At 39.4% G+C, this 14,393-nt stretch carries 14 protein-coding genes and 1 pseudogene; 14 read left to right on the top strand and 1 reads right to left on the bottom strand.

All coding sequences use genetic code 11. The features are described from left to right. The coding region (locus tag HZC45_07870; GenBank protein ID MBI5683064.1) for a phage integrase N-terminal SAM-like domain-containing protein at positions 1 to 416 on the bottom strand (416 nt) is incomplete at its 3' end. Between the two features lie 223 nt (positions 417 to 639). On the opposite strand from HZC45_07870, the gene HZC45_07865 reads away from it, so the two are divergent. The 14 genes and pseudogenes from HZC45_07865 to HZC45_07800 form a co-directional block, all read left to right on the top strand. Continuing rightward, a complete protein-coding gene (locus tag HZC45_07865; GenBank protein ID MBI5683063.1) occupies positions 640 to 915 on the top strand; it encodes a hypothetical protein in 276 nt (91 codons plus the stop codon). Positions 916 to 1,085: 170 nt separating this feature from the next. Continuing rightward, positions 1,086 to 1,775 carry a hypothetical protein gene (locus HZC45_07860; GenBank protein MBI5683062.1) on the top strand — a complete coding sequence of 230 codons (690 nt, stop codon included), beginning with the start codon at positions 1,086 to 1,088 and terminating at the stop codon, positions 1,773 to 1,775. A gap of 46 nt (positions 1,776 to 1,821) precedes the next feature. Further along, positions 1,822 to 2,571, top strand: coding sequence for a R.Pab1 family restriction endonuclease (locus HZC45_07855; protein ID MBI5683061.1), 750 nt, complete (start codon positions 1,822 to 1,824; stop codon positions 2,569 to 2,571). A gap of 150 nt (positions 2,572 to 2,721) precedes the next feature. Continuing rightward, entirely contained in the window at positions 2,722 to 3,903 is a 1,182-nt protein-coding gene (locus tag HZC45_07850) for an Eco57I restriction-modification methylase domain-containing protein (protein ID MBI5683060.1), read from the top strand. Positions 3,904 to 4,023: 120 nt separating this feature from the next. Then, complete coding sequence (locus HZC45_07845) at positions 4,024 to 4,320, top strand: hypothetical protein (GenBank protein ID MBI5683059.1); 297 nt, start codon at positions 4,024 to 4,026, stop codon at positions 4,318 to 4,320. A 53-nt stretch (positions 4,321 to 4,373) separates the two neighbouring features. Beyond that, positions 4,374 to 4,559, top strand: a complete 186-nt coding sequence (locus tag HZC45_07840; GenBank protein MBI5683058.1) for a DUF2283 domain-containing protein — start codon at positions 4,374 to 4,376, stop codon at positions 4,557 to 4,559. Between the two features lie 130 nt (positions 4,560 to 4,689). Continuing rightward, entirely contained in the window at positions 4,690 to 4,935 is a 246-nt protein-coding gene (locus HZC45_07835) for a hypothetical protein (protein ID MBI5683057.1), read from the top strand. Next, the gene (locus HZC45_07830) at positions 4,928 to 5,179 is read left to right on the top strand and encodes a DUF2283 domain-containing protein (protein MBI5683056.1); all 252 of its coding nucleotides are present in this window, start codon (positions 4,928 to 4,930) and stop codon (positions 5,177 to 5,179) included. Before HZC45_07835 ends, HZC45_07830 begins: the two co-directional genes overlap by 8 nt. Before the next feature lie 44 nt (positions 5,180 to 5,223). After that, complete coding sequence (locus HZC45_07825) at positions 5,224 to 5,523, top strand: hypothetical protein (GenBank protein MBI5683055.1); 300 nt, start codon at positions 5,224 to 5,226, stop codon at positions 5,521 to 5,523. Between the two features lie 184 nt (positions 5,524 to 5,707). After that, a pseudogene (gene carB / locus HZC45_07820) lies at positions 5,708 to 8,895 on the top strand (carbamoyl-phosphate synthase large subunit). Between the two features lie 93 nt (positions 8,896 to 8,988). Further along, positions 8,989 to 9,873 carry a phosphate/phosphite/phosphonate ABC transporter substrate-binding protein gene (locus HZC45_07815; GenBank protein ID MBI5683054.1) on the top strand — a complete coding sequence of 295 codons (885 nt, stop codon included), beginning with the start codon at positions 8,989 to 8,991 and terminating at the stop codon, positions 9,871 to 9,873. Between the two features lie 89 nt (positions 9,874 to 9,962). Continuing rightward, positions 9,963 to 11,393, top strand: a complete 1,431-nt coding sequence (locus tag HZC45_07810) for a HAMP domain-containing protein (GenBank protein ID MBI5683053.1) — start codon at positions 9,963 to 9,965, stop codon at positions 11,391 to 11,393. Between the two features lie 350 nt (positions 11,394 to 11,743). Further along, positions 11,744 to 12,484, top strand: a complete 741-nt coding sequence (locus HZC45_07805; GenBank protein MBI5683052.1) for a c-type cytochrome — start codon at positions 11,744 to 11,746, stop codon at positions 12,482 to 12,484. 28 nt (positions 12,485 to 12,512) lie between these two features. Beyond that, on the top strand, positions 12,513 to 14,393 hold a 1,881-nt coding region (locus tag HZC45_07800), incomplete at its 3' end, for a molybdopterin-dependent oxidoreductase (protein ID MBI5683051.1).

Here is a 14,393-nt window from a genome sequence, read left to right as displayed (position 1 = left end):
CTCAGAAAATCCTGAATATCTCTACCTTCAAGGTCAGCAGGTTCTTTGTTATTTATAAAGGCATGAAAACTGCGCGCCCATGTGAGGTAAGTTTTTTCGGTGGAGTATGACCTGTGCCGCAGCCTCAATGCCTCACGCAGTTTTTCCTCAATCGTGATCCAATTCTCCTGCGCCATATTTGTTGGAATTGATGTCTTAAGTTTTTCGGAAAGAAAATAATTGTAAAGCCTTAACGCAGTATCAGCCTGATTCACCTGCCAATCCTCATGATTTTTTGCCGTGTATGTCAAAAACTGTTTCTTCTGGTCGCTGTTCAGCAAGGTTGAATCAGAAACATGAAAAAAGGCATAGCAGTTTCCTATCCACTTTAAGTAGTAGGGGATTTGATTTGCCTTTACCTTGCCCTGCTGAAGCAAATATTCTTTAAACTCACTTAATATAACAAACTCCTAAATTATACCGAATCATTATAATATTTAAATTTTAAATATTATATATAATAACAACTCGCTTTTCAATATATTTTTCTAAACTTCTCTTGACTTTATAATATTTCCATTGTATTTTATCGCCGAATGTAGAATAAGTATAAAAATGAATGTTATATACAAGGAATAAAATTGAAAAAGGTAAAATACCATGCCTAAAATTATAGCTATTGAAAAAGGTAAGAATCTCAACCCAGCTGAAGCTATAGTTATCAAAAAAGAAAACAATTCAAATAATCCAGTACGTTGGTGGTGCAATTACGCATGGGAAACAGTAGATTTGCCTGTTGAAGTATTTAAAAAAGAATATGATCGCTTTAGACCATTTGAGATGAATCTTCCTGATGATTGGGAAGAGGGTTATTTAGTAGTTCAAGATGACATTCCTATGTTTATCTATGGCAAAGCAAATACAAAGAATATATAACAAATCAATCCACCTGACTTTTTCCCGCTGCTTCGCTCTGGGAAAAAGCAGGTGATTTCTGGTGTTAGGCCTACAAGCGTAAGAGATTACTCAGGCGTAAGATAACAACCAAGACTAATAAGACAGAGTGCCGTGGAGTGACAAACATTGCGGTTTAAGGATTGTTTAAGATGAAAATGATATTAAGGACAAATAAATTTAATGGAAATCTTAAATATCCAGAAGATTTCGTCAATAAAATAATCTGTGGAGATTGTTTGGAACTGATAAAGTTAATTCCAGATAATTCCATAGATGCGATAATTACTGACCCACCTTACGGATTAAATAAAGATGGTGTCCGAAATGATACTGATTTAAGTCTTTTTTATAATGTTCTGCCAGAATGCGATAGAGTTTTAAAAGACAACAGTTTCTTTATTACATTTTTTAGTACAAAATTTCTACCACAATTATTCAAGAACAATCCATTTAATTATTTCTGGCAGATCGTTTTATATTGTCCTGAAGGAAGGGTTAAATCTCCCATAGGGGACACGAAATTTATGTCTTGCTTTATCTTTAAGAAGGGAAGTCCTAAAATTATTCATTGGAATAAAGATATATTTGTAGATACTCATGGAAAAATGATTGAACCTGATGAAGGATATATAGATCATCCAACACCGAAACCCAAACACTTTATAAAAGAAATTTTAAAAATGTGGACAAAAGAAAATGATTTAATTTTGGATCCTTTTATAGGGAGTGGAAGCACTGCTGTGGCATGTCTTCAACTTAATAGAAGATTTATTGGTTTTGAAATTGAAGAAAAGTATTATAAAATCGCTCTTGAAAGAGTCCAAAGACATTTGGGTTAATTATAAAAGAATCGGATAATATTAAGATTGAAATAAGGAGATAAAAATGGATTGGACAATTAAAGAAAACAGTATTTTATTAACCATACCTGCAACTAATGCCGGTAAATTCAGATTCAAGAAAAGAAAAAATAGATTAGATTTTGGTGAAATCTTTTCGACAAGAGAATGTCCTTTTGATGATCAAACATACTTAGAATGGCAAATAGGTTATGATGTTCCTGTTAAGGAAGTTGAAGATGGTAAAAAAGAAACAAAATTAACAAGTAAACATTTTGTTGGGAGTAACGGGAAAACAAAATATCCTTATGAATTGTCGGAAATATTTTATAAGGCTATGGAATTAGAATTTATCACTAAAAAAGAAGTTGAGAACTTACTCAATGAAATAGGGAGTTATAAAAGTTTTATAGATGAAAAAACCATAACCGTCGAACACCATTCACAAATTACTATAAACGGGATAAATTTTGAAGAAACGAGTATTAAGTTGCCGACACTTTTTATGATTGAAACTCTGGATGAAACACAAATAGAAGTATCTATTCAAAAGCAACAATATGCTTCTGGTGTTCAGCCGATGGTTTATTTTTGTGTCCCATTGAAAGCATTTAAGAATTCATCAGACCTTTTTGGCAAATCATCTGTTTCTGGCGATAAACTTGTGTATGTTATTAACAAAACTAATGTTTTGAATTTTATAGATATGATGAAAGTGTTTGGGATGGCATCCAAGCGACACAATCACGATATTATCAAAATCCTTGAAACACTTCTTGAAATTATTGATACCTAAATTGAGCGATTCTTTTGACAAATCAAGGACAGCCGAGACGGCTGTCCTACTTGAATGGTTAGACATTCAAACCCGTAGGACAGGCGTCCCGCCTGTCTCAGTGGCATTATGAGATAATAAATCGCTCAATTTAGGTGATAGGTGATAATTATGCAAGTCCATTTAGCAGAACATTTACCAAAAATCGAAAGAATCCAATTAGGTAGTTACTATACTCCTGAAAAACTTGTTAAACTGGTTCATGAATTTATAAAGCCTTACTTAGAAAACAAGAAAAAAGATGTCATCCTTTTTGATAGTGCAGGGGGCTGTGGAGCATTTTTATTTGGTATCAAACAGTGTGATTATCGGATAGCAGATTGTGATTTAGACGCTTATAACTTTCTCAAACAACATTTTGACCAACGAAATATTTTTCATACAAATTCCTTAAAGGATGTCAGTAGGGGGAAATATTCTATTTCTTCTTCTGCTTTTTTAATCATGATAGGTAATCCACCATATAATGATACAACATCAGAATTTAAGAATGGGGAGAAGGGACAGAATATATGTGATGAAGATTTGTTTGATAGAGATTTAGGGGTTTCGTTCCTGAAATCGTATGATAAACTTAAATCTGATGTTGTTTGCGTGTTACATCCGTTATCCTACTTGATAAAAGAGACTAATTTTAAGAGATTAAAAGATTTTAAGGATAACTACAAAATAATAAGAGGAGAGATATTTTCCAGTGCGTTGTTTTCTGGAACAGGAACAGGGAAATTCCCAATATTGGTGGCTCTTTATGAAAAAAATCCTTCAGGAATGACATTTGAATATATTAGACAGTTTCAATTTGACATATTAAATAATGACAAGAAATTTATTTTATCTAAATATAAAACAACCGATGGTTATATTGACAAATATCCCCCACGAAAAAATGATATAACAGACTCTCCTATTGGGTTGTATTATTGGACATTTAGAGATTTTAATTCCTTAAAAAAGAACGCTTCTTTTAGGACAAAAAAACACCCAAATGGAATTGTTGTCTCATTAGAAAATTTTTATAAATATTCGTATCTTTATTCGCTGAAGAGTTTGTTTAATCCTGAAGATGCGTGGTTATATGGGAATTTGTCTCCCCTTGTTCACATAGAAGATGTCCAGCAAAATAAAAAACTTTATGTCTTGTATGCTCTTAAAACTAATAAGGTTTTAAGAGAAATGGACAATTCTACCTTAAAGAAAATTGCCAATTATTATAAGATTAAATTTAACAATACAGATAATGTCGATAAAATAGAGAAGGCAATTAAAGATAGATTGAGTCCATTAATTGAATAAAAAATAAAGGACAGTTATCTATTAAAAGCCTAACCAATTGCTGCAGTTGACGGCGAGTGGAAAAGGGGACGGTGAGTACGCCGCAACTGAGCTTTATCGTTAGCGGTATTGGAGATATGAATGGAAGTTACTTATTCGGTAAATGGTGTGCCAATACGACTAACTTATAAAAGATGGTACCATATTGTCGAAAATCACGATGATTTGGCAAGCTGCTTCTATGAGGTACTTGATACTGTAGGGAAACCGGATATTGTTGTTCGTGGAAACCAGGGGACTCTGAAGGCTACGAGAAACATCGGAAGGAGAAAGTGGCTGGTAGTGGTCTACAGAGAACTGTCAAAGAATGCTGGATTTGTGATTACTGCTTATTTGCTTGATACTAAACCAAAAGGAGAAATAGTATGGCGACAGTAACAACCAAGAGAACAGTGGATTTCATCAGTAACTGTGTTGCAGTAGCGACCGACATGCTGAAATTACCAACGCAACATGTGTGGTTGGACTACGATAAGGATGCAGATGTGCTCTATATGAGTTTCCGCAAACCTCAGCGAGCTACTACAACGATTGAAACGGACGATGATATATTGATACGGAAAGATGGGAAGAATATCGTTGGTCTGACGATATTGAATGCGAGTACTAGACAATAATAAGAATTCTGCTAACAAATCGTTCCAGCGGATGCGGATAAAGCCCCGCGTTATACGGCAATAATAAAAATAGAAGATTGGAGGAGATGTGGGAATCCCTGAAGAATCTGTAATTATATGGACTGACTATATGAAACATAGAGCAAAATTAAGGGGATTTGAATTTTCAAAGATTGAAAATATATTGAGGCATTCAGCAGAAAAATACCTTGATACAGCAACCAAACGATTAATTGTAGTAGGCAAACATGATGATATACTGGTTATAATTCCATATGAGAAACATGAAAACGAAATAACACCAATCACAATTCACGCAACTATACGACAACAAATTAAGTTCCGACTTAAAACAGGGAGGTTTATATATGGATAAAACAAAAATGGCATATTTTAAAGAGGAAGATATTTTGCATATAGTCATCTCTGACGAAAGAGAATCAGATAGCGTTGAATTAAGCCCAAATATTACAGCCGAATTGAATGAAAGTGGTGAATTAATCGGCATAGAGATATTAGAGGCGAGTTCTTTTCTGCGCGATTCTATATTAGAATCATCACAGGCTAAGATATTGAAATTAAAGAAGCCGTATAACAAATCAATACAGCGGACGGCGTAAAACGCCGTCGCTGATTTAGGTCGTTATTTGCGATCAGAGAATTTATGGATACAACATTCAATACAATTACCCATGCTAAAGAAGTAGTCGATAACATCCGGCAGGAAATTGAGGATGCCAGAGGAACTCACATTTGGGACGATTACGTTAACGCTCTACGGTTAATTTCTCAGGTCGTGTTTACACGCAGTTCTGGATTCATCCTCGAACTTATCCAGAATGCAGAGGATTCAGGCTTAGACGTGACAGAGTCGGGTACATTTGAGATAAGAATGAATCAGCAACGAGTGAAAATCTCTCACAATGGTCGACCGTTCAACGAAAATGATGTAAAGGCGATATGAAGAAGTAGAAAAGCTCTCTCTGGATGCAATCACTTTTTTCAAGACACACGATACTTGGAAGTATCAATACTTACCAGCTTTAGAGTTCACACACTCCAAAGGTTTAGAAAATGACAAGGTTACACTTACAGACAACGAGATTAATAAGAAGTTATGACCAAATAGAAATCAAGCGGAGCATTTTTTGCCTAAAAGAACTGACATAAAAAAGATTTTAATCATCGGCGCTGGTCCTATTGTCATAGGTCAGGCATGCGAGTTTGACTATTCAGGCACGCAGGCTTGCAAGGCGTTAAAAGAAGAGGGTTATAAGGTCATTCTTATCAACTCAAACCCTGCGACAATTATGACAGATCCAGAACTTGCGGACAGGACATATATTGAGCCGATTACTCCTGAGATTGTTGAAAAAATCATTAAAAGAGAAAGACCTGATGCGTTGTTGCCGACTATGGGCGGACAGACCGCCCTGAATACTGCTGTTGCCCTTGCAGAATCAGGCGCCCTTGATAAATATAATGTTGAACTGATTGGCGCAAAACTACCTGCAATTAAAAAGGCTGAGGACAGGGAATTATTCAAAGAGGCAATGGAGAGGATTGGTCTAAATGTGCCGAGAAGCGGTTATGCAAAGACGCTCACAGATGCAATGAGTATAATGGAGACCATGGATTATCCCGCTATCATCCGGCCATCCTTTACCCTTGGAGGCACAGGCGGAGGCATTGCTTATAACAGTGAGGAATTTAAGGACATAGTTCAGTATGGACTGGATGCAAGCCCGTATAGCGAAATCCTCATTGAAGAATCTGTAATAGGCTGGAAGGAATATGAACTGGAGGTGATGAGGGATACCAAAGACAATGTTGTGATTATCTGCTCAATTGAAAATTTTGACCCGATGGGTGTCCATACAGGCGATTCCATAACCGTTGCACCCGCACAGACCTTGACTGACAAGGAATATCAAATCATGAGGGACGCTGCGCTAAAGATTATAAGGGAAATCGGCGTTGATACAGGCGGCTCAAATATACAGTTTTCTGTAAATCCTGATAACGGCAGGGTGTATGTGATTGAGATGAACCCAAGGGTCTCCCGCTCGTCTGCGCTTGCAAGCAAGGCAACAGGTTTTCCAATTGCCAAAATCGCCGCAAAATTGGCTGTCGGCTACACGCTTGATGAGATTCCAAATGATATAACAAAAAAGACCCCTGCATGTTTTGAGCCGACCATTGATTATGTTGTTACAAAAATTCCGAGGTTTACATTTGAAAAATTTCCGCAGGCAGATGCAACCCTTACAACACAGATGAAATCCGTCGGCGAGGCAGGAGGCTTTGGCATATTGCGGACGCGCTGCGAATCGGCATGACTGTTGATGAGATATTTGAGTTGTCAAAAATAGATAGATGGTTTTTGAATAATGTGAGGGAGACTGTGGAGTTTGAGGAGGAGATCAGAAGTCAGAAATCAGAAGTCAGAAGTCAGAAGCAAGAAAAAAATCTTGCCTCTTGCCCCTTGCCTCTTGCCTCCGATTTATTACGGCAGGCAAAAGAACTCGGTTTTTCTGATAAACGATTGGCGCTTCTTTTAAATAAAAGCGAATCTGAAATAAGAAAAACGAGAATAGATGCAGGAATACTGCCTGTCTATAAAACAGTTGATACCTGCGGCGCAGAATTCGAGGCGTTTACGCCGTATCTGTATTCAACATATGAAAAACCATATTATAAAGTCAGAAGTCAGAAGTCAGAAGTCAGGAGTATAAAATCTGACTGCGAGGCAAATCCGACAAATCGTAAAAAGGTTATTATCCTTGGCGGCGGGCCGAATAGAATCGGACAGGGAATAGAGTTTGACTACTGCTGTGTTCACGCATCATTTGCATTAAAGGAAGATGGCATAGAGAGTATCATGGTGAACTGCAACCCTGAGACGGTCTCAACTGATTACGATACATCAGACAGACTATATTTTGAACCGCTCACCTTTGAAGATGTGATGAACATTATTGAAAAGGAAAAACCATTCGGCGTGATCGTTCAGTTCGGAGGTCAGACGCCTCTGAAACTTGCAGTGCCTCTGGAAAAGGCGGGAGTAAAAATCCTCGGCACATCGCCTGATTCCATTGACATCGCAGAGGATAGAGAGCGATTTGATAAGCTGCTTACAAAACTTAATCTCCAAAGACCTGAAAGCGGCATTGCCCGCTCAATAGATGAAGCGGTCAAGGTTGCGGATAAAATCGGTTATCCTGTTATGGTAAGACCTTCTTATGTCTTAGGCGGAAGGGCAATGGAAACTGTTTATACAGAGGAAACCCTTAAAGATTATATGACAAGGGCAGTAGAGGCATCGCCAGAACACCCTGTTTTGATAGACAAGTTTCTTGATAATGCAACAGAGGTTGATGTTGACTGCGTAAGCGATGGCATGGATGTGGTTATAGGCGGTATAATGGAACATATTGAGGAGGCAGGTATACATTCAGGCGATTCTGCCTGCTCCATACCACCCTACTCACTTAATCAAAAGGTTATTGACGATATAAGGAAGCAGACCATCGCATTGGCAAAGGAATTGAATGTTATCGGTCTGATGAATTGCCAGTTTGCAGTTAAAAAGTCAGAAGTCAGAAATGCAGGTTATGAAATATATGTTTTGGAAGTTAATCCGCGCGCCTCACGGACAGTGCCGTTTGTAAGTAAGGCAATAGGAAAGCCTTTGGCAAAGATTGCAGCAAAGTCAATGCTCGGCAAGACATTAAAGGAACTTGGATTTACATCTGAGATTGTGCCGCAGCACACATCAGTGAAGGAGTCCGTCTTTCCGTTTATAAAATTCCCGGGTGTTGATACGATCCTTGGTCCAGAGATGAAGTCAACAGGCGAGGTTATGGGGATTGACAGGGATTTTGGCAGGGCGTTTGCAAAGGCTCAGATTGCAGCTGGGACAAAACTGCCGTTAAAGGGTAGGGTGTTTATAAGTGTAAAGGATGAAGATAAGAAGGAGGTTGTATCAGCGGTAAAACGGCTGTGCGAGATGGGCTTTGAGATTATTGCTACAAGCGGCACAGGAAAATATTTGAAAGAAAATGGTATTGATATTGAGTTTATATATAAGGTAGGAGAGGGAAGACCTCATATAGTAGATAAAATCAAAAGCGGCGAGATAGCGATGGTTATAAATACATCATTCGGCGTAAAAGCAGTTAAAGATTCATACTCCATAAGGAGGTCTGCCCTTGTGTATGGTGTTCCTTATTTTACAACCATATCAGGCGCAAAGGCAGCAAGCATGGGTATTGAAACATTGATAAAACAAGGCATGGATGTTAAGCCGATACAGGAATATCAAAGCAGGCAATAGGTAATGGGTTAGAGGCTATGGGCAAAACCTATAATCTATGGTCCATTGCCTATTGCCTGCTTTTTTGGCATACAGTTTGCTATCAATAAAAGCATGGGACATAAGATTTTCAAAATCTTTTTATTTTTCACCTTTTTCCTATTGCCCATCGCCTATTACCTATCACCTGCCTTTTCCCAAGACCGCATTATTCTTGGCGTTGTCCCTTTTCAAAGCCCGTCAAAAACAGCGGAGATGTTCATACCCCTTGCAGATTATCTTACAAGAAAAACAGGCATTCAGATTGACTTTGCTGTTGCCAAAGACTTTAAGATTTATCAGGAAAGAATGGAAAGGGGCGAATACGATATAACATTTTCAAATCCATTCCAATATATTGTTGCCAACAGCAAGGCAGGCTACACTGCATTTGCAAAGGTGGCGGAGGAGCCGTTTACTGGCATAATCCTTGTCAGAAGGGACTCAGAAATAAAAAAAGTAGAGAACTTAAAAGGCAAGACAATTGCATTTGCATATCCAACTGCATGGGCTGCTGCTGTTCAAACAAGAAAGTGGCTGGAGAAAAAGTATAACATTGATTATTACAGGGATATGAAGCCGCTCTTTGTCACATCCCATGATTCTGCAATTTTGACTGTCTATACAAGGATGGCTGACGCGGCAGGAGCGATACCCCATGAATTTCAAACAATGGATGAACACATAAAGAATGATTTGATAATAATCGGCGAAACACCGCCGCACCCGCAGATGCCTTTTGCATATCATCCAAGGGTTTCTCAATCCGCAGTTTTGAAGATTAAAAATGCGCTCATGGCGCTTGATAAATCTACCACTGAAGGGAAAAAGGTTCTTGAAGCCCTTGGCAGGAACGGTTTTGAGTCAGCAGATGACAGGGACTATGATGTTGTGCGTAAACTTGCTGATGAGTATTCAAAAGATGGCATGCCTTATGCACAGGAATTCAGATGGAGGTGAATAAGACAGGCAATAGGTAATGGGCAATGGGTGATATGAAAAACCTAAAACTTATAGCCTATAGCCTATAGCCTATAGCCTATAGCCAGATGTTTACGTTTTCCCTTAGATATAAACTTGTCCTATCTGTTGTCTTGATAGAAGTGATTATGCTCACTGTCATGGTGGTGAATAATGTGAGGACCAATACTGCCACTATGCGGGATAGGATGATGGCAAGGGCAAGGACAACCGTTGAACTCTTTGCCACTACATCTACGAACGCCCTTCTAACAATGGATTTAGGCTCATTACAGGAATATGTAAATCAGGTGTCAGGCGGCGAGGATGTAGTGTATGCAGTGGTAGAGACGCCTGAAGGCATTATTATTGCACATACAGACAAGAAAAGGGTGGGTATGAGGGGCACATTTGCAGAGGATGTGGATTTTTTGAAGGTAAAGGACAATGTGTTTGATGTTTCATATCCTGTTATTATTGCCGAGAAACTTATAGGTCGTGTATGGATTGGGTTTTCCCCTGAGAGCGCAATTACTGCAATACATAAGATAAGAAATCAGGGTATTCTCATTGCTGGCGCCGAAATCATGATAAGTATTATTGCCTCTTTATTTGTCGGAATCTTTCTTACCAATTCCCTTAAAAAACTTGTATCTGCAACAAAGGATATGTCAGAAGGCGATTTTGGGGCAAGGGTTAGGATAAAGTCAAGGGATGAGATTGGCGAACTTGGTTATGTCTTTAATGAAATGGCAGAGGGGTTAAAGCAGAGAACAGAAGAAATGCAGGTGGCATATAATAAGTTAAAAGATGCACAGGAACAAATCATACAATCTGAAAAGATGGCGTCACTCGGCAGATTTGTTGCGGGCATTGCCCATGAAATCAATAATCCTCTGGATGGCATAGAGAACTGTGTGAATTCCATATTAAAAGAGCCTGATAATAAAAAACAGTTGATTGAATACTTAAATCTTGTGCTTGAGAGTTTTGAAAAAGTTGAAACAATAATCAGACAGTTAAAAGGATATTCACATGGATACCCTCTGCACAGAACAAGGGTATTAGTCAGAGAAGTGCTTGAGGATTCAATATATTCTTTGAAAGAACTTTTTGCAGATGCAAATATTGAAATAAAAAGGACTTATGAAGACCACTATGATGCTGTATTTGGTGACAATGTCTATATTAAACAGGCACTTGTAAATATTATGATGAATTCAATAGATGCAATGCCTAAAGGGGGGACAATGGATATATTTACGAAGAAAGACAATGGGTTTATACAGGTTGGTTTTAAAGATAATGGCGTTGGCATATCAGATGTAAATCTAAAAAGGGTGTTTGAGCCATTCTTTACAACAAAAGAGGTTGGGAAAGGCACAGGACTTGGTCTTTCTGTGAGTCACGGCATTATAGAAAAACATGGGGGGAAGATTGCCATAGAGAGTGCAGAAGGTCTTGGCACAACAATAATAGTTGACCTGCCTGTTGAAGAAGGTCAAAGGGATGCAGCATAATTGGTGATTTTCCGCCATACCATTGGTGAATATTCACCATATTTTACCTTTGTTTAACCTTACCTTACTTGTTATTCAGCCGTGAAAAGCATGCTTTTCACCCTTCAGCCTTAATTTTATTTATGATATTTATCATACATTGCTGATCTGTTCACAGCCATAAATTATGGCATATTTATTGCTGTATTATATGTTGTTATTTAAAACCTATTTTCTTATCAATAACAGAGTTCAAATTTTGGATTAAATTAAATAAGGTGAAAGGAGGTGCAATTTTTAAGTTTTACAAATCCCTGCTTACTAATTGCAGGGACAATTTTTTTTAATTCACAAGGGAGGTGAAAGGAATTATGAGAGTAAAGAGTTGGAAAGGAATCTTATTTGCAGGAGGTCTAATTGCATTTCTGCTGATAATAGCAGGCGGCATCTCTTATGCAGGCAGCAGTGCTGATAATGGCGCAAAGTTGTATGCCCAGAATTGCGTTCCTTGTCATGGCGATAAAGGTCAGGGCAGGGGCGGTCCAATGGGTTGGTTTTCGGGCGGCGGCGGAGAGGTTTCAAATCTTATCGGCAACCAGTTGAACAATCAGACATTTCTTTCAATGGCAAGCGATGATTTTCTCAAGTACACGATCTTAAACGGCAGGCCGGGAAGACCAATGATTGCGTGGAAGGGAAGGCTAAAGGATTCAGAGGTGGATGATGTCATTGCATTTTTAAGGACATGGCAGAAAGTTCCAGCCATTACGCTAAATCCTAATCCTGTGTGGGGCGACCCTGCTGCAGGTCAGGAACTATTTGCAGGGACTTGCACGCCATGCCATGGCAAGAAGGGTGAAGGCACAGAGTTTGGTCCTGCCCTCAATAATCAGTCATTTTTAGATGCAGCAAGTGATGATTTTATCCTTCAGACAATGAAAAGGGGCCGTCAGGGAACTGTTATGAGGTCATTCTTGCAGGGTAATAATGATGCAGTAGCAGAATTAGAGCCATATCAGTTGAATAATATAGTTGCATTCATTAGAACTTGGGACAAGAACGCGGCATCAAGGCTTGAGCCATGGCTTATGGAAGGACCTAAGAAGAAATAAATAAATAAAATAGGAGGTGATATATAAAATGAGTATAGGAAGGATAAAAAAGGGTTTAACAAGAAGGACATTTTTAAAGGCGTCAGCAGCAGCAACAGGCGCAGCAGCAGTAAGCGGTCTTTTTGGAAAGGAATTTATAACAGCTAATGAGGCAGAGAAAGGCATTGCCCATGCTGCTGAAAGGAAATCATTTTATGCTGCATGTCCATACTGCGGTGTTGGATGCGGAACAACTGTCCAGGTCGAAGGCAACAAGATTGTTGGTATCATTCCGAGAAGGGATTATCCGACAAATAAAGGGCTCCGGTGCATAAAAGGTCTTACAGCAGACGAGCCTCTGCTTGTTGACAGGTTCCCTGCAGAATGGGCAAAGAAGCCTGTTTTGGTTAGAAAGGATATGTCAGACCCGATAAGCGGCAATGTCTCAAAGACAAAAGGAGCCGGCGGCATGGATGACAAGCACTTTAACCGTGTTACATGGGAAGAAGGGCTTGACATTGCGGCAAATAAACTGACCGAGTTAATCAAAAAGTTCGGGCCTAATACACTTGGCATGTGGTCATCAGGACAGCAGTTTACGGAGAACAACTACCTTGAGAACAAGATAATGAAGGGCGTAATAGGCTCAACAACCATTGAAGGCAGCCCGAGGATGTGCATGACATCTGCTGTTACAGGCTATTTTGCAACACAGGGTTCTGATTTGGCAGCAGGCTCATACAGCGATATAGACAAGGCGGACTTCATAACCCACTGGGGGCACAACCCAAGGGAAGGACACCCTGTTCTTTTCTGGCGTGTTGCAGACAGAAAGAGAAGGGATGATATTCCAACCCTGATTGTTGACCCAAGAAGGACGCCTAGCGTAAAGGGTTATGAGGCAATCAACCCAAATAACTCATTCCATTTCCCAACAATCAACGGCGACCTTGCAATACACAATGCAATTGCGTATGAAATCCTGACAAGGCATGAGCAGGTTATTCCATACGATTGGCTTGAAAAGAATGCAAAGGGCTGGAAGGAATATCTGCAGGGTGTAAAGGCTGACTATAATCCAAGGGGACCTGAGGCAAAGACAAAAAGAGGCATAGATATTGACCCTGAATTGATTGCAAAGATTGCTGATATATGGGCAGATGCATCAATGAAGGGCAGGCAAAGGGGTTACGGCGGTGTTGTGTCATTCTGGGGCATTGGATACAACCAGCACCTGCATGGACAGCACAATACAATCGGCATCTATAACCTCCATGCCATAACAGGCAACACAGGAAGACCAGGGGCATGCCCATTTTCAATGACAGGCCAGCCAAATGCAGTCGGCAGGAGGATGATGGGCGGACTCACAGGAAGGCTGCCGTTCAATCAGGGCATTGAGAATGTAAAGCACAGGGATGCTATTTCAGAACTCTGGGGTGTTGATCCTGCAAGGCTTGCTGCAACTGCTGAGCAGAAAAATCCCGGACTTGGATTAGGCATGTATGAAAGGGCAAATCCATCAAGGGTAGGCAAACCTGATGCAATCAATGCGCTATGGCTTACGCTTGGAACACACATTGACCCGCCGGACACAGCAACCCTCGTAAGACCTGCAATAACAAGGACATTCACAATTGCTCAGGAACTCTATCACCATGCGCCGAATAACTTTTATGCAGATGTTATATTTCCCGGTGTTTCATGGGGTGAGGCGTCAGGCTTTTATGTAAGTTCTGAGAGAAGGATGTCTGTCAATTCCAAGTGCGTTGACCTCCAGCCGGGATATAAATCAGACACATTTATCTATATTGAACTGGGTAAGAGGCTTGCAAAGAATCTTGGATTAGATGTAAAGAAAATCTTCCCTTACAAACTCGTTAAAAAAGGCGGGGATATGGACTATGACTCTGAAGAGGTATTTAGAGAG

This window comes from Deltaproteobacteria bacterium (assembly GCA_016223005.1).
In the GTDB taxonomy this organism is placed as follows: Bacteria; Desulfobacterota; GWC2-55-46; order UBA9637; family GWC2-42-11; genus JACRPW01.
This window is presented reverse-complemented; position numbering and strand designations above follow the sequence as displayed.